The sequence below is a fragment of the Kitasatospora sp. NPDC001225 genome (genome assembly GCF_053597855.1).
In genome coordinates this window covers 51,789-67,331 of record NZ_JBSFJC010000038.1, presented here as the reverse complement: position 1 = coordinate 67,331, position 15,543 = coordinate 51,789, and the positions used below count along the sequence as shown (strand labels likewise).

General features: G+C 73.8%; 12 protein-coding genes. 3 read left to right on the top strand and 9 right to left on the bottom strand.

The window, feature by feature from the left end:
• The first annotated feature begins 284 nt into the window (after window positions 1-284).
• The 3 genes from ettA to ACWDCZ_RS16035 all read left to right on the top strand — a co-directional run bounded on the left by ettA (window position 285) and on the right by ACWDCZ_RS16035 (window position 3,243).
• On the top strand, window positions 285-1,949 hold the full coding sequence (gene ettA / locus ACWDCZ_RS16045; RefSeq protein WP_049657863.1) for an energy-dependent translational throttle protein EttA: 1,665 nt from the start codon (window positions 285-287) through the stop codon (window positions 1,947-1,949).
• 128 nt (window positions 1,950-2,077) lie between these two features.
• Window positions 2,078-2,521 carry an acyl-CoA thioesterase gene (locus ACWDCZ_RS16040; RefSeq protein ID WP_049657866.1) on the top strand — a complete coding sequence of 148 codons (444 nt, stop codon included), beginning with the start codon at window positions 2,078-2,080 and terminating at the stop codon, window positions 2,519-2,521.
• 29 nt (window positions 2,522-2,550) lie between these two features.
• Entirely contained in the window at window positions 2,551-3,243 is a 693-nt protein-coding gene (locus ACWDCZ_RS16035) for a hypothetical protein (protein WP_049657869.1), read from the top strand.
• Window positions 3,244-3,289: 46 nt separating this feature from the next.
• Here the strand turns inward: ACWDCZ_RS16035 and ACWDCZ_RS16030 are convergent, their stop codons facing one another.
• The 9 genes from ACWDCZ_RS16030 to ACWDCZ_RS15990 form a co-directional block, all read right to left on the bottom strand.
• The gene (locus ACWDCZ_RS16030; RefSeq protein WP_049657871.1) at window positions 3,290-3,694 is read right to left on the bottom strand and encodes a globin; all 405 of its coding nucleotides are present in this window, start codon (window positions 3,692-3,694) and stop codon (window positions 3,290-3,292) included.
• Window positions 3,695-3,814: 120 nt separating this feature from the next.
• On the bottom strand, window positions 3,815-4,951 hold the full coding sequence (locus tag ACWDCZ_RS16025) for an ABC transporter permease (protein WP_079272765.1): 1,137 nt from the start codon (window positions 4,949-4,951) through the stop codon (window positions 3,815-3,817).
• Window positions 4,948-5,865 (bottom strand): ABC transporter ATP-binding protein, encoded by a 918-nt coding sequence (locus ACWDCZ_RS16020; protein ID WP_049657872.1) that lies wholly within the window; start codon window positions 5,863-5,865, stop codon window positions 4,948-4,950. The genes ACWDCZ_RS16025 and ACWDCZ_RS16020 overlap by 4 nt, the downstream gene beginning before the upstream one ends.
• 201 nt (window positions 5,866-6,066) lie before the next feature.
• Complete coding sequence (locus ACWDCZ_RS16015; RefSeq protein ID WP_449816192.1) at window positions 6,067-7,335, bottom strand: FHA domain-containing protein; 1,269 nt, start codon at window positions 7,333-7,335, stop codon at window positions 6,067-6,069.
• A 73-nt stretch (window positions 7,336-7,408) separates the two neighbouring features.
• Window positions 7,409-8,764, bottom strand: coding sequence for a vWA domain-containing protein (locus ACWDCZ_RS16010; RefSeq protein ID WP_049660919.1), 1,356 nt, complete (start codon window positions 8,762-8,764; stop codon window positions 7,409-7,411).
• Window positions 8,765-8,874: 110 nt separating this feature from the next.
• Entirely contained in the window at window positions 8,875-10,194 is a 1,320-nt protein-coding gene (locus ACWDCZ_RS16005; RefSeq protein WP_449816191.1) for a protein phosphatase 2C domain-containing protein, read from the bottom strand.
• Window positions 10,195-10,197: 3 nt separating this feature from the next.
• Complete coding sequence (locus ACWDCZ_RS16000) at window positions 10,198-12,879, bottom strand: tetratricopeptide repeat protein (protein WP_449816190.1); 2,682 nt, start codon at window positions 12,877-12,879, stop codon at window positions 10,198-10,200.
• A gap of 5 nt (window positions 12,880-12,884) precedes the next feature.
• Window positions 12,885-14,246, bottom strand: coding sequence for a hypothetical protein (locus ACWDCZ_RS15995; protein ID WP_234348701.1), 1,362 nt, complete (start codon window positions 14,244-14,246; stop codon window positions 12,885-12,887).
• A gap of 293 nt (window positions 14,247-14,539) precedes the next feature.
• A complete protein-coding gene (locus tag ACWDCZ_RS15990) occupies window positions 14,540-15,526 on the bottom strand; it encodes a glutamate ABC transporter substrate-binding protein (protein WP_449816189.1) in 987 nt (328 codons plus the stop codon).
• Between the last annotated feature and the right edge of the window lie 17 nt (window positions 15,527-15,543).

The following is a 15,543-nucleotide window of genomic DNA, read 5'->3' as shown; positions in this document are numbered from 1 at the left end:
GCTGCGGGGAGCCGGGCCGTCGCGTTTCCCGGGCGGGGCCCCGGGGGCGTCGGCCACGGGGCGGCGGGGCCCGGGGTGGCCGGGGTGCGGGCCGGGCAGAGGCGGCCGGGAGGGCGGGAGCGGGGGCGCCGGGCGGCCGCGGTCCGGGCGGCGGGGCCGGGGCGGGCGGGAGCGCTTCCGGATACCCCGGTGGGGTCATCCAGGCGATTCGGGCCTCAGGGCCGGGTGCGGCACAATGGAAGGCTGCAAGCCGAATACTCCCGACGACGCCGGAGCGATCTCACGTGGCGGAATACATCTACACGATGCGCAAGGTGCGCAAGGCTCACGGAGACAAGGTCATCCTTGACGACGTGACGCTCAGCTTCCTCCCCGGAGCGAAGATCGGCGTCGTGGGCCCCAACGGCGCCGGTAAGTCCACCGTGCTGAAGATGATGGCCGGCCTGGAGCACCCCTCCAACGGCGACGCCTTCCTCTCGCCCGGTTTCACCGTCGGCATGCTGCTCCAGGAGCCGCCGCTGGACGAGACCAAGACGGTCCTGGAGAACGTCGAGGACGGCGTCAAGGAGATCAAGGGGAAGCTCGACCGCTTCAACGAGATCGCCGAGCTGATGGCGACCGACTACTCGGACGCCCTGCTGGACGAGATGGGCAAGCTCCAGGAGGAGCTGGACCACGCCAACGCGTGGGACCTGGAGGCCCAGCTGGAGCAGGCCATGGACGCCCTGGGCTGCCCGCCCGGCGACTGGCCGGTCACCAAGCTCTCCGGTGGCGAGAAGCGCCGCGTGGCGCTCTGCAAGCTGCTGCTGGAGTCCCCCGACCTGCTGCTGCTCGACGAGCCCACCAACCACCTGGACGCCGAGTCGGTGAACTGGCTGGAGCAGCACCTGGCCAAGTACCCCGGCACCGTCGTCGCCGTCACCCACGACCGGTACTTCCTGGACAACGTGGCCGGCTGGATCCTGGAGCTCGACCGCGGCCGCGCGATCGGCTACGAGGGCAACTACTCCACCTACCTGGAGTCCAAGCAGTCCCGCCTGAAGGTCGAGGGGCAGAAGGACGCCAAGCGCGCCAAGCGCCTCAAGGAGGAGCTGGAGTGGGTCCGCTCCAACGCCAAGGGCCGCCAGGCGAAGTCCAAGGCACGTCTGGCCCGCTACGAGGAGATGGCGGCCGAGGCGGACAAGATGCGGAAGCTGGACTTCGAGGAGATCCAGATCCCGCCGGGCCCGCGCCTGGGCAGCATCGTCATCGAGGTCGAGAACCTCAACAAGGCCTTCGGTGAGAAGGTCCTGATCGACGACCTGAGCTTCACCCTGCCGCGCAACGGCATCGTCGGCATCATCGGCCCGAACGGCGCCGGCAAGACCACCCTGTTCAAGATGCTCCAGGACCTGGAGACCCCGGACAGCGGCACGGTCAAGGTCGGCGAGACGGTCAAGATCAGCTACGTCGACCAGACCCGCGCCAACATCGACCCGAAGAAGACCCTCTGGGAGGTCGTCTCCGACGGTCTGGACTGGATCAACGTCGGCCAGGTCGAGATGCCGTCCCGCGCCTACGTGTCGGCCTTCGGCTTCAAGGGCCCGGACCAGCAGAAGCCGGCCGGCGTGCTCTCCGGTGGTGAGCGCAACCGCCTGAACCTGGCGCTGACCCTCAAGCAGGGCGGCAACCTGCTGCTCCTCGACGAGCCCACCAACGACCTCGACGTCGAGACGCTCTCCTCGCTGGAGAACGCCCTGCTGGAGTTCCCCGGCTGCGCCGTGGTCATCTCCCACGACCGCTGGTTCCTGGACCGGGTGGCCACCCACATCCTCGCCTACGAGGGCGAGAGCAAGTGGTTCTGGTTCGAGGGCAACTTCGAGTCGTACGAGAAGAACAAGATCGAGCGGCTCGGCGCCGACGCCGCCCGTCCGCACCGGGCCACGTACAAGAAGCTGACCCGAGGCTGACACCCAGCCGTCACAACGGCCCGGCAGACTGCCCTCCGGGGCGGCCTGCCGGGCCGCGGCCCGTCGCCGACCGCCCGCCGCCCCGGCGGTGGACGGCGGCGGGCGACCGGACACCGAGGAGAACTCCCGTGGCTCGCCACATCTACGCCTGCCCGCTGCGCTGGTCCGACATGGACGCCTTCGGGCACGTCAACAACGTGGTCTTCCTGCGCTACCTGGAGGAGGCCCGGATCGACTTCATGTTCACCCAGGCCGCCGCGGCCGGTGCCGGGGAGTTCGCGGGCGGCTCGGTGGTGGCCCGCCACGAGATCGACTACAAGCGTCCGCTGGTGCACCGGCCCGAGCCGGTCACCATCGAGACCTGGGTGACGAAGATCGGCGGCGCCTCGCTGACCGTCTCGTACGAGATCAAGGACGTCGCCGAGGACGGCGGTGACATCGTGTACGTCCGGGCGTCCACCGTGGTCGTCCCCTACGACCTGGCCGAGGGCCGGCCGCGCCGGATCTCGCCGGTGGAGCGGGAGTTCCTCGGCCGCTTCATGGACGAAGAGCCGGTAGTCGCCGCCGTCTGACCGCACCCGACGATTCGAGCTGAACCACTGTGACCATCACCGCCCGTCTCGCCCTGACCGACACCGGGGAGGCCGCCGACCTCTCCGCCTTCCTGCTGCGCCTGCTGCGCTTCGACCGGGCGGCGGCCGTCCGGATCCAGGCGGTGGGCCCGGGCGAGGGGGACGGCGTGCTGGCGGTCTTCGGACGGCTGCCGCTGGGCGACTCGGGCGTGCTGGCGATCCGCACGGCCCGGCTGGACGGTCTGGACGAGCCGGTGGACCTGACCGTCTCCGCGGGCCAGCTGCTGGACGGCGTGGACGCAGCTTCGGGCGCCGTCGCGCTGCCCGCGCCGGTGACCGGTCCGGCCTGGGCCGGGCTGCTGCCGCCGCGCACCGGCTGGCGCCCGGTCGGCACTCCGCCGGCGGCCGAGGTGTGCCGCGAACTGATGGCGGCGGTCGGGGAGTTCCGCGAGCGCAGCGAGGCCGTCCCGGAGCACCACCGCACCCGCGCGGTGCTGGACCGGCTGGCGGACGAGGTGTGGTCCCGTCCGGTCTCGGTGCTGCCGGAGCTGCCGCTGCGCGCCGTGCACGCCTCGTACCGGATCGGCTTCCTGAGCCCCGAGGCGCCGCTCTCGGTGCACCGGGCGGGCGGCTGGCTGCGGTTGAGTTCCCCGGTGGGCTCGGTGGTGGTGCGGACCGCGGCCGCGCCGGGCGCGGGGCTGGGCCTCAGCCCGCTCCGGTAACGGCGGTCCGGGGCCCGGCCCGCCCCGCCGACGAGCGGCCCGGGGCTCAGCCCGGGGTGTTGATCATCGAGGCGGCGGCGTAGACCAGGTACTCGAGCAGCTGCTGCTCGTGCTCGGCCGGCAGCTCCAGGTCCGCGACGGCCGCCCGCATGTGGGTGAGCCAGGCGTCGTGCGCGGCCTTGTCGACCTTGAACGGCGCGTGCCGCATCCGCAGCCGCGGGTGGCCGCGCCGCTCGCTGTAGGTGCGCGGGCCGCCCCAGTACTGCATCAGGAAGAGGGCCATCCGCTCCTCGGCGGGCCCGAGGTCCTCCTCGGGGTACATCGGCCGCAGCAACTCGTCCTCGGCGATGCCTTCGTAGAACCGGTGGGCCAGCCGCCGGAAGGTCGGCTCACCGCCGACCTGGTCGTAGAAGGTCTCCTCGCTCAACGTGCCTCGCCGGATCTCTCTCACCCGACCATGGTCGCAGACGCCGACGGGGTCGTACACCGGGACCAAAGGCGTACGACCCCGTCGGGAGGGGACCGGCGGACGTCGGCGCGGACGTCGGCGTAGCAGATCAGCGCCGGACGGTCAGTCCTCCCAGCGGAACAGCTTCCAGGAGATGCCGGTCAGCACGGCCGCGAAGAGCAGCAGGCCGCCCATGGTCGGCACGGCGTCCATGACGCCGCCGCCGCGGGTGAGCACCGACTGGGCGGATTCGACCAGGTAGTGCAGCGGCATGACCTTGGAGACGGCCTTCAGCCACTCCGGGGCGCCGTCCAGCGGGAAGAACGAGCCGGACAGGAAGGACATCGGCAGCACGATGATCTGTGAGATGCCGTTGGCCGCCTCCTCGGTCTTGGCGACCGAGCCGGCCAGCAGGCCGATCGACATGAAGGCGAGCGTCGCGCAGGCCACCAGCGGGATGACCAGCCACCAGTTGCCGGTGAGTTTGAGCCCGAAGAAGCCGGTCGCGACCACCAGGAAGACGGCGGTCTGCAGGAACGCGGTCAGCAGCGAGACCAGGATCCGGGAGCTGATCACGGTTCCGGCGCTGAGCGGGGCCAGCCGCAGCCGGCGCAGCACCTTGGTCTTGCGCCAGTTGACCAGGGTCAGCGCGGCACCGAACACCGCGCCGGTGGCGACGGCCCAGCCGAGCAGGCCGGGGGTGAGGAACTGGATCGGCTTGAGCGACTTGTCCTCGACCTGCTGGGAGTCCAGCACGAAGGCCGGCTTCTGCCCGGTGGCGGCCTGGTTGGCGCTCTGGACCACCGAGTTGAGGATGCCCTGGAGCGCGCCGGCCCGGACCTGGTCGGCGGCGGTGTAGCGCAGCTCGACCGTGCCGTTCGGGCCCTGCTTGATCAGCGCGTCGTAGTCGCCCTTGCGGACCTTCTCCAGCGTGCCGGCCTCGTCGTCGGTCTTCGTGATGGTGAGGACCTTGTCCAGCCCGGCCCGGTCCTCGCCCTGGATGGAGTCGAACAGCTTCACCGCGCCGACCTGCGCCACCTTGGCGTGCGGGCTGCCGGAGCCCTTGGTCACGGAGCCGAAGAAGACCAGGAACACCAGCGGGAACAGCAGGATGAAGAAGGCCGCGGTGCGGTCGCGCTTCATCCCGAGCAGCATGGCGCGGGACAGGCTCCAGAACGCGCTGACCCGCTCCCGCTCGCCGGCGGCCGGGCCGCCGCGCCGGGCGGGGGCCTGCGGCTCGGTGGGGGTGGTGGCGGTCATGCGCGGAACTCCCGTCCGGTCAGCTGGAGGAAGACGTCCTCCAGGGTGGCGCCGCGCACTTCCAGGCCGCGCAGCGCGTTCTGCTCGGCGAGGACGCTGAGCACCGGAGCCGGGAGGCGGGTGGAGACGGAGAGCGAGACGCTGTCGTCCTCCAGAGTGGCGATCTCCGCGCCGGCCGCGGTGAGCAGCTCCCGGGCGCGCTCGAGCGGGAGCTGGCCGGAGGCCACGCTGATCCGGACGGTGTCGTCGATCTCGCGGATCAGCGCCGCCGGGGCGCCGGTGTGCAGGATCTTGCCGTGGTCCATGATCGAGACCCGGTCGCAGAGCACCTCGGCCTCGTCGAGGTAGTGCGTGGTCAGCACGACCGTGCGGCCCTCGGCGTTGATGTCCCGCAGGAGGTCCCAGAGGTTGCGCCGGGCCTGCGGGTCCAGCCCGGTGGTGGGCTCGTCCAGGAAGACGAGCTCCGGGTCGTGGGCCAGCGCGCAGGCGATCGACAGGCGCTGGGCCTGGCCGCCGGACATCTGGTCGGTCAGGGTCTCGGCCTTGTCCGAGAGGCCGACCCGCTCCAGCATCGCGTCGGCCCGCTTGGGGCCGACCCCGTAGAACGACGCGAAGGTGCGGATGGTCTCCCGGGCCGTCAGTTTCCGGAAGAAAGCGGAGGCCTGGAACTGCACGCCGATTCGCGGCAGCAGTTTCGGATTGCGCGGCCAGGGCGCCATGCCCAGTAGCTCGACCCGGCCCTCGTCCGGTTTCCGGACGCCCTCCAGGATCTCCATCGTGGTGGTCTTCCCGGCGCCGTTCGGGCCCAGGATCCCGTAGAACTCGCCGGCCTCGACGGTGAACGACACCCCGTCGACGGCCTGCACATCCCCGTACCGCTGGCGGATGCCGTCAGCGGATATAGCAGCAGTCATGTGGCCTGAGCCTAGGGGCAGGGAAGGCTCCGGCGCACGCCCGCGGCGGCGAATTTGCGGATATTTTGAGGATGGCCCAAACAAATCCGGGCCGGGCGGATGTCGAATTCCGCCCGGCCCGGCCGGAGTTGTCACCGACGTGTGGTCAGGTAACGATTTGACGGGTTTTCAGTCGGAGAATCCCCTCCGACCGACGGCCGGTCAGCCGCGGTGCACGGTGATGGTGGTCCAGGCGCCGATGTGGATCCGGTCGCCGTCGTTCAGCGGTACCGCGGTGTGCGGCGGGACGGGCTCCGCGCCGCCGTTCATGGTGGTGCCGTTGGTCGAGTCCTGGTCCACCAGGACCCAGCTGCCGTCCGCCTGTTCGGCGAGCAGCGCGTGCTGGTGCGAGGCGCCCGGGTCCTCCGGCGGGACGGACAGGTCGATCTCCGGCACCGTGCCGCGGTGCTGGCTGCGCCGCCCGATCCGCAGCTGGCCGCGGCCGGTCAGCGGGATCCGGCGCTCGGGGCAGTACGGCGGGAAGAACAGGCCGGCCGCCTCGGGGCCGCTGCGGGCCATCATGTCGGTGAAGTAGTCCCGGTCGGCCGAGACCACGGCGATCCAGTTGGTCCGCACCGGCTCGGCCGGGGCGGTCTCCTGGGGCTGCTGGGGGACGGGCGGGGCCAGGTTGAACGAGGTGCCGAAGTCGCCGCCGCGGTTGTTCGGGCCGGGGCCGGTCGGCTGGGCGTACACCGGGCCGGAGTCCTCGCGCACCGAGGTGTCGGGGAACGCGCCCTCCGGCGGCGGGTAGCCGTAGGTGTGCTGGTGCGCCGGGGCCTGCGGCTGCTGGGGGACGGGCGGGGCGACGGCCTGCTGGGCCGCCGGCGGCTGGCCGAGCGGGGACTGCCCGAGCGGCTGCTGGCCGAACGGCGGTTGGCCGTGCGGCGGTTGTCCCGCCGGGGCGTGGCCGTGCGGCGGCTGACCGGCCTGGGCGTGGCCGTGCTGGGCCTGCTGCGGCGGGGGGCCGCCGTAGGAGGCCGGGATGTTCAGCGGCTGCTGCTGCTGCGGCTGTTGCTGCTGTTGCTGTGCCGCGCCGGGCACCTGGCGGCGCGAGGGCGTGGAGAGCTCGTAGTCGTAGCCGCACTCCTCGCAGAACCGTCCGGTCTGCGGGCTGCGGCAGATCGGGCAGACGGCCAGGCCCGCGGTGAGGCCCTGCGGTCCGGCCTGTGGCGGGACGGCCCCGTGCGGGGGTACGGCCCCGTGCGGCGGGACGGCCCCCGGCGGCATCGGCGGCGGAGGCGGCGGCGCGCCGAAGGAGGCGCCGCCGTACCCCGGGTGTCCGGAGTGCGCGCCGGGCGCGGGCTCGCCCCCGTGCGCCCCCGGGTAGCCTCCGTGCGCCCCCGGCGCAGGGGCCGGCGGAGTCATCGGGAAGCCGCAGAAGTCGCACCAGTCCTCGGCCTGCGACTCGTGGCCCCTCGGGCAGATCGGCATCAGGTCCCCCTCGTTTCGGGCCGGCTCCGTGCGGCGTCGCGCCGGGGTGCCGGCCCGGTCACGTCTTCAGCGGTCACTTCTTCACACGTACCGTCTTGGTCGACCGGGTCTCAAGGGTCATCGAGTCGGCCTCGCTCACGTTCTTACGGAACCGAACCGTACCCTCCTTCGGGTCCACCACGTCCACCACCTTCTGGAGCAGCTTGTAGGTGCCCTCGTTCCCGGTCGCGTGGGCGATCCGGACGGCGGCGCCCAGCTTGGCGGTCGCCCGGTCGACGTCCCCGGCCCGGTGGGCCTCCAGGCCCTCCTGGATGGAGGAGGCGAGTTCGGCCTGCCCGGTGTAGTGGGCGACCTGCGGGCTGATCCGGGTGGAGGAGGCCAGGTCGTCGGTCCAGACCGCCTTGACCAGGCCCTGGGTGAGCACCTCGGGGGTGCCGCCGGCGACCTGCTCGGGCAGCACCAGGCTGATCCGGGCCGCCAGCATCTCGTTGCCGACCGAGGCGGCCGGCACCTCGACGCAGACGTGGTAGTCGCGGCTCTCGTCGCCCCAGGAGCCGGTGGGGTAGTCGCCGGCCCGGGGGCCGGCCTCGGTGCGGCGGGAGCTCAGGTCCTCGACCGCGGGGGCGACCTGCTTGACGAACCGGACCCTGGCGTTGGCCGGGGTCCAGATCCGCAGCGCGACGTCGGCGACCTGCTTGCCCATCGCGCCGGCCATCATCGAGCGGAAGTCCTCGGCCAGGCCGGAGGGCTCGGCGACGATGTCGGTGGTGCCGAGCAGCGCCGAGGAGATGCGGCGCAGCTCGTCGATCCGCCAGTCGGTGCCCACGCCGCGGCAGTCGGCGGTGAAGTGGCCGGTCACCCGTTCGACGGTGCGGGCCAGGTCCTCGGCCGACTCGTGCTCGTTGTTGCCGTCGGTGAGCAGGACGGCGTGCCGGATGGCGATGTCGCGGCGGGTGAGGAAGAGCTGGTCGGCCTTGGCCAGCCAGGTGCCCATCGCGGTGCCGCCGGCCGCGGTGAGCCGGCGCAGCGACTCCTTGGCCTGCGCGCGGGTGGTGGCGGAGGCGGTGGCGAGGGTGCCGTCGCCGGGGTAGATGTCGCGGGCCTCGTGGGTGCCGGCGACGACGGCGAAGGCGGTGCCGTCGCGCAGCGCGTCGATGGCGGCGGCGGTGGCCTCGCGGGCGCCGTTGATCTTGGTCTTGGGGTAGTCCATCGAGCCAGAGCAGTCCACCAGGACGACCACGGCCGCCGCGGTGCCGGCGCCCGCCGCGGTGGCGTCGGCGAAGCCGAGGGGCCGGCCGCCCGAGGTGCCGCCGCCGGTCGCCGTGACGGTGACGATGGCGTTGACCTCGCGGGCGCCGTCGGCCAGGTACTCGTTCTGGAAGATCTCCACGTTGAACCTGGGCAGGTTCGGCTTCGCCAGTGTTGCCATGGGGCGGTCGGCTCCCGTCGGGTGAGGGGTGGACGTGCTCAGGACGGTGGGGCGGCCCGCCGGGCGGGGCCGGCGGGCCGTGCCGCCGGAGCGTCCGGCGGGTGGTCGGGTCAGGCCGTCGGCGGGTGCGGCGGGTGCGGCGGCTGCGGCGGGACGGGCGGAACGGCGGGCGCGGTCGGCGGGACGGACGGCGCCGGGGGGACCGGGGGTACGGGCGGGGCCGGGGGCAGCGGGGCGGCGGCGGAGCCGATCACCGGGAGGTCCGGCAGGGTCGGCTCGTAGTCCTCGTCCTCCTCCGGGGCCGGCCGGGCGGCCGCGCGCGGAGCGATCACCGGCAGGTCGAACGCGGTGGGGGTCTCCTCGGCCGCCTCGAGGGCGGCGGCGGGCGGGTCGATCGGCAGCACGGCGACGGTGATGTTGTCGTGGCCGCCGGCCGCGACCGCGAACTTCACCAGGGTCTGCGCCGTGGCGAGCGGTTCGGTGCGGGCGTCCGGGCGCACGTAGTACGCCAGGTCGGTGGCCGCCTCGGCGTAGTTCCACAGCCCGTCGGTGCAGATCAGCACCACCCCGGGGACGTGCGGGGTGAAGTCGAGGGTGTGCGGCACGACCTCCTCGGCGTCGGCGCCGAGCCAGCCGGTGATCGCGTGCGCGCGGGGGTCGGCGTAGGCCTCGGCCTCGCTCATCAGCCCGGCCTCGACCATCCGGGCCGCCCAGGAGTCGTCCTGGGTGAGCCGGAACGGCTCGGCGGCGGCGCGGTCGTCCGGGATCCAGTACGCCCGGGTGTCGCCGACCCACCCGATGGTGACCCGGCCGCCCGCGGCTATCGCGCTGACGAAGGTGCAGGCGGGCGCGTTGAGGTCGGGCCGGGTGGGGCCGGCGCCGTCGGTGGCGAGGCCGGCGACCGCGTCGGCGGCGTCGGCGACGGCCTGGCGCATCGCCGAGTTCGGGTCCCGGCCGGCCTCCAGGGCGGTCAGCAGCGACTCGGAGGCGGCGTCCACGGCGGTCTCCGAGGCCTCGTCCGGGCGGTCGGAGGAGGAGACGCCGTCGCACACCACGGCGACCACGACCGGCTCGCCGCCGGGCAGCGAGGTCGCGGCGACGGTGAAGGAGTCCTCGTTGCGGTGGTGGCGCACGCCGCGGTCGCTGACCCCGGCGACGCCCCCGAGCGCCTTCTCCATGTGGTCGCGCGGGCGCGGCTGGGCGCTGCCGCAGCCCTCGCAGTAGCCGTCCGGGGCGACCTGCGGCTGCCCGCAGTGCACGCAGACCTGCCCGCGCGGCGACGGTACGGCCTCGCCGCGGGCGGCGGCCCAGCTCGTGGGCATCGAGCCGGGGGCCGCCCGGCCGTCCCGGCCGGTCCCGCAGGAGCCGCAGTAGGCGTCCTCCTGGTCCATCGGCTCCGAACAGCTCGGGCACTCGGTCTGCTGCGGCATCTGCTACACCCACGTCCTGGGACGGGCACGGTTGGCCCGTTCCACCATCTCGATCCTGGTCTCCGCCCGGTCGGCCAACCGGGCGAGTACCCGGTAGGACTGTTCCAGGGCGAAGCGCAGTTCCCGCTCCTGTGCGGGACGTCCCAGTACCACCAGGTCGGTGGAGCGCCGGCCGGCCGCCTCCTCGGCGCCGACCCAGCCGAGGGCCGTGTCGAGCACCTCGACGGCGAGCTCCTCGCGGCGGCGGGCGTCCAGCCGCAGCGCGGTCAGCTGGGCGGAGCTCGCGCCGAGGTCGGCGGCCAGGTCGTCGGTGGTCCGGCGCTCGCGCAGCCGGGCCCGGACGGCGGCGATCCGGGCGGCGGTGTAGTGGCTGGAGGTGGCCGGGACGGTCTCCAGGACGCGGACCGCGGCGGTCCGGTCCTCCTCGGCCAGCCGGACCCGGGCCAGCCCGAAGGCGGCGCTCAGGTAGGCGTGGTCGGTGGCCCACACCAGCCGGTAGAACTCGGCCGCGTCGCCGCCGTCGCCGAGCAGCTCGGCGCAGATGGCGAGGGCCAGCTTGGGGGCGGCCTCGCCGGGGAAGGCGTCGTAGACGGCGTCGAAGGCCTCCGCGGCGGCCCGGAGGTCAGTGACTCGCCCGCTCGCCTCCGGGCGCTCCTGGCCCGGCGCCGACGGTCGTCGCTCCCTCGCTCCTTCGTCGCTCCCGCGCTCCTCGCTTTCGGCGCCGGCGCGCCCTTCGGCTCGGGGCGGGGCCTCACTGCCGACGAGGGCGGTCAGCCCGCGGTACCAGACCACCCGCCAGTCGTCCGGCTGGTCCCGCTCCAGCTCGGTGAGGCGGTTCACCGCGTCGTCGTGGCGGCCGAGTTCGAGCAGGGCGCGCAGTTCGCGCAGCCGGCTCTCGACCGAGACGGCGGGCGCGGCGGCCAGTGCGGCGAGCGTCTCCTCGGGGTCGGGGGTGACCAGGACGGCGAGGAAGCCCGCGTTCGGGTCGCCGGGGTCGACCCGGGGGACGGGCAGTGCGAGGGCGGCGGCGGCCGGGTCCAGGGGGGCCACCCGGAGCTGCCCGGCCTGTTCGGTGGGCAGGACCAACTCGGTGTCCACGACGCGCAGTTCGGGGCCGAACAGGGTGGAGGGCGCGGGCCGGGGCCGGTCGTCCTGGAGGGCCAGGACCTCCCGCAGCACGCCGGTGAGCTGGTCGGCCATCTCCTCGGCGGAGGCGAAGCGGCGGGCCGGGTCCGGGTCGGTGGCGCGGACCAGGAAGCGGTAGTACGACTCGTACCTGGCGAAGACCTCGACCTGTTCCGGGCCGGGCAGCGAGTCGCGGTAGGTGCCGCTGTAGCCCTGGAAGTCGAAGGTGAGCACCGCGAGGGTGCGGGCCACGGTGTACAGGTCGGAGGCGACGGAGGGGCCGTCGGTGGCGATCTCCGGGGCCTGGTAGCCGATGGTGCCGTAGATCGGGCCGTCGTCGTCGAAGCGGCGGACCGCGCCCATGTCTATGACCTTGAGCGTGTCGCCGCTCTGGATCACGTTGTCGATCTTGAAGTCGCAGTACACCAGGCCCCGGCCGTGCAGGTAGCCCAGGGCCGGCAGCGCCTCCAGCGCGTACGCGATCCCCTGCTCGACGGGCAGCGGTTCGCGCCGGCCGTCCGCGGTGCGGCGCTCGTTGGCGATGTCCTTGAGCGACTTCCCGCCGACGTACTCCATCACGATGTAGCCGTCGGTGGAGCCGGTGCGCAGGTCCGGGTGCTCGGCGAAGTTGATGATCCGGACGATGTTCGGGTGGTCCACCTCGGCCAGGAACCGCCGCTCGGCGACGGCCGCCGCGAGCGCGTCCTCGTCCCCGGTGTCCAGCAGGCCCTTGAGCACCACCCACTTGTCGTGGACCCGCCGGTCCACCGCCAGGTAGATCCAGCCGAGCCCGCCGTGCGCCAGGCAGCCCACCACCTCGTACTGCCCGCCGACCAGGTCGCCGCGGCGCAGCTTGGGCGTGAACGAGTACGGCGTGCCGCATTTGGTGCAGAAGCCGTCCGGGCGGCCGGGGCGGCCGTTCTTCTCCCGGCCCACCGGGGTCTCGCACTTGGAGCAGAACCGCTTGCGCTCGGGCACCTCGGGGTTGGCCAGCACCGCCTGGGACGGGTCGGCCGCCTCGACGGTCGGCACGGTGACCAGGCCGGCGCCCAGCCGGTTGCGGGTGCCGGCGGTGGAGCCGCCCCGGGTGGAGCGGACCGAGAGGGAGCGGCTGCTGCCGGTGCGGGTCGAGCGGTGCGAGCGGGAGCGGCCGGACATCGAGCGGGCCGAGCTGGTGCGGACCGACAGCGAGCGGGCCGAGCCGTCGTGGCCGGAGCCGTTCCGGCCAGGGCCGGGGGAGACTCGGGCGGAGGGGACGTGGGGCTGGGTGACGCCGGTGTCACCGCCGGGCGGGGTCAGGCCGCACTCGTCGCAGTAGCCGTCCGGGTCGATGGTGCCGGAGCAGTCGCGCGGGCAGGGCGCGCCGGGGCCGGCGGCCGCCGGTGCCCCCGCCACCGGTGCCCCCGTGGCCCCTGTCGCCCCCGCGCCCGGTGCCCCCGCCGCCGCTCCGGTCGTCGCGGTGGTTCCGCCCGCCGGGGCGAGCCCGCACTCGTCGCAGTAGCCGTCGGCGTCGATCCTGCCGCTGCCGGAGCACTCCGGCCGTTCGCACGTCCCGCCCATCACCCTCAGCCCCCCTGGACCTGTCCGTCGGCCGGCTCCTGGCCGGCCGCCTCCTGTGCCTGCCCGGCCTCGGTCTGGGCCGGGCGCAGCGACTGCTGGAACCGGGCCACCGCGGCGGCCGCCGCCCGCAGGTCGCAGGGCGCGCTCCACAGCAGCCAGCGCGCCTTCTCGTACCGTTCGATCACTTCCGGGTCCTCGGAGACCCGCAGCCGGGCCGCCATCGCCTTGTAGGCGTCCAGCCGGCCGCGCAGCTCGGCCCGGACGGCCAGCGGCTGGGTCACCTCGGTGAGCGACTGCCGGGCCCGGCCCAGCTCCTTGGCGGCGGCGTCCTCCAGCGTGTCCAGCAGCGGCGCCAGCCGGCCCCACTGCCCGGCCTGGCGCAGGTCCAGGGCCGCGACGATCCGTTCGCGCAGCGCCGAGGCCGGTCCGGGCACCGCCGGGACGTCGCTGGACGCTATCTTCGCCAGCACCTCGCCGCGCGCCCGGCGGGCCTCGGCCAGGGTGGCGTCGGCCCGCTGGAGGAGGTCGCCGACGCCCTGGAGGCGCTCCTCGGCCTCGTCGCGCAGCCGCAGCAGGTCCTCCAGCTCCAGCCGGACGCCGTCCAGCGCCCGCCCGGCCCGGTCGAACCGCTCGGTGTCGACCACCCCGGCCGGGCCGGCGAAGGCCGAGCCCTCCGGGACGGTGCCGCGCTGGGCGGGCACCCGGGCCGGGCGCCACAGCGCCAGCGGGTCCCCGTGCACCTCGGCGCGCAGCCCGGTGAGGTCCTGCTCGATCCCGGCCAGGTCGTCGCCCAGCGGGTGGCTCCCGGTGCGCACGCCGAGCGAGGCGGCGAGGGTGCGCACCCGCTGGAGCTCGGCCAGCAGCAGGTCGATCCGGGCGGGCAGCGCCGACCAGACGGCGTCGGCGGCGCTGACCACCTCCAGCACGGTGGCGTACCAGGAGTTCATCCGGACCATCAGCGCGTCCAGGCTGATCCGCTCGACCAGCCTGGCCGGCGCGCCGAGCACCTGCGGGCCGTCCGGCACCACCCCGCCGGGGACGGTCACCGCGTCGCCGGTCAGCAGTTCGCTCAGCTCGGCCAGTTCGGGCGCGCCGGGCTTGGCCTTGCGGGCCCGGACGGCGCGCGCCGAGGCCAGCGCCTCGGAGTAGCGGTCGAACAGCGCCCAGAGCAGGGGCAGGCCCTTGCCGGCGACGGACCAGCGCTCCAGGGTGCGTCCGGACAGCTCGGCGCCGTCCAGCAGCCGCAGGCCCGAGTGGTCCTGGAGGGCGAGCAGCGCCGACTCGACCGCGTCCCGCTCCGCGCCGAGGCGGGCGAGCGCGCGGTCGACCTCCTCCCGGTTCAGTACCGGGCCAGCCGATGCCGCCACCGCGGTGTCCTTCCTTCCTCGCGTGCGATCCCGACGTGCCTGACGTTCCTGACGTGCCTGACGTGCTGGACGTACCGGACGTGCGGTCCCACGACAACCCCCGTGTCCACCACCGGTCTCCCCGTGGTGATCGTCCCGAACCCTAGCCGGTGGCCGTTCGGGCGGAGCGGGCGCGGGGCGTCAAGGCACCGTCAACGCCCCGCTGACGGCCCGCGCGCTACCTCCCCCGCGCCGTCCCCCGCGTCGCCCCCGGACCGGCCCGGGGCGGACCCCGGGGCGGCCCCGACGCCGGCTCAGCGGGTGCCCGGCCAGTAGCGGTCGGCCTCGTTGAGCATGTACGGCTTGAGCCAGTGCTCGTACGAACGGGCCCAGTCGCCGCGCGCGTAGTAGTCGGCCAGGACCTGGTTGACGCGGGCGGTCAGGTCGGTGCTGTCCTTCAGCATGGCGACGCCGACCACCTCCGGCTGGGCCTCGCCGTCCACGATCCGCACGGTCTGGTCCTGCGCGGCCTGACCGGCCGCCAGGCCGTTGTCGGTCATGGTCGCGTCGACCTTGCCGAGCTGCATCAGGACCAGGCAGTCCAGCTGGTTCTCCACCGTGACGACCTGCCGGGCGGTCTTCTTCTCCGTGACCACGGTCAGCGCGGTGGAGCCGGCGGCGGCGCAGACCCGCTGGTCCTTGACGGCGTCGTCGATGTTCTTCGCCGGCGAGGCCGTCGGCACCAGGACGCGCTGGGTGATGTTGAAGTACGGCTTGGAGAAGGCGACGTCCTCCATCCGCTTGCAGTTGATCGTCATGGTGCGGACGATCAGGTCGACCCGGCCCTTCTTGATGGCGTCGATCCGGTCGGCCGTGGCCACCGGCTTGAGCACCACCTTCTCCGGGTCGCCCATGACGGCCGCGCCGATCGCCCGGGCGAGGTCGATGTCGAAGCCCTCGATCTGGCCGGTGTTCGGGTTGCGGGCGCCCCAGCGGTAGCTGTTCTGGTCCACGCCGATCACCAGGCTGCGCCTGGCCTTGATGGCCTTCACGGCCGGGCCGTCGTCGGTGCTCGGCGGCACGCTCTTCGTGACGTCGCAGCCGTCGGCCTGCTCCTGCTGGTCCTGCTGGTCCTGCTTCGCCCGGTGCACGGCCGCCGGCGCGGCGCCGACCGGGCCGCCCCCGGCGAGCACGGCCGCGCCGGCCGCCAGCAGGGCCACCGCGACGGCGGGCCTGGTCCTCCTCCCGGAACCGCCGGAACCACTGGAACCTCTGAAGCTCCTGAAACCCCTGGTGCGCATCGGTCGCTCTCCCCCTT

Coding starts and splice junctions, on each gene's coding strand:
- ACWDCZ_RS16000 (WP_449816190.1), bottom strand. CDS start 12,879: ATGGGCGGGACGTGCGAACGGCCGGAGTGCTCCGGCAGCGGCAGGATC.
- ACWDCZ_RS16010 (WP_049660919.1), bottom strand. CDS start 8,764: ATGGCAACACTGGCGAAGCCGAACCTGCCCAGGTTCAACGTGGAGATC.
- ACWDCZ_RS16015 (WP_449816192.1), bottom strand. CDS start 7,335: ATGCCGATCTGCCCGAGGGGCCACGAGTCGCAGGCCGAGGACTGGTGC.
- ACWDCZ_RS16005 (WP_449816191.1), bottom strand. CDS start 10,194: ATGCCGCAGCAGACCGAGTGCCCGAGCTGTTCGGAGCCGATGGACCAG.
- ACWDCZ_RS16020 (WP_049657872.1), bottom strand. CDS start 5,865: ATGACTGCTGCTATATCCGCTGACGGCATCCGCCAGCGGTACGGGGAT.
- ACWDCZ_RS15990 (WP_449816189.1), bottom strand. CDS start 15,526: ATGCGCACCAGGGGTTTCAGGAGCTTCAGAGGTTCCAGTGGTTCCGGC.
- ACWDCZ_RS16025 (WP_079272765.1), bottom strand. CDS start 4,951: ATGACCGCCACCACCCCCACCGAGCCGCAGGCCCCCGCCCGGCGCGGC.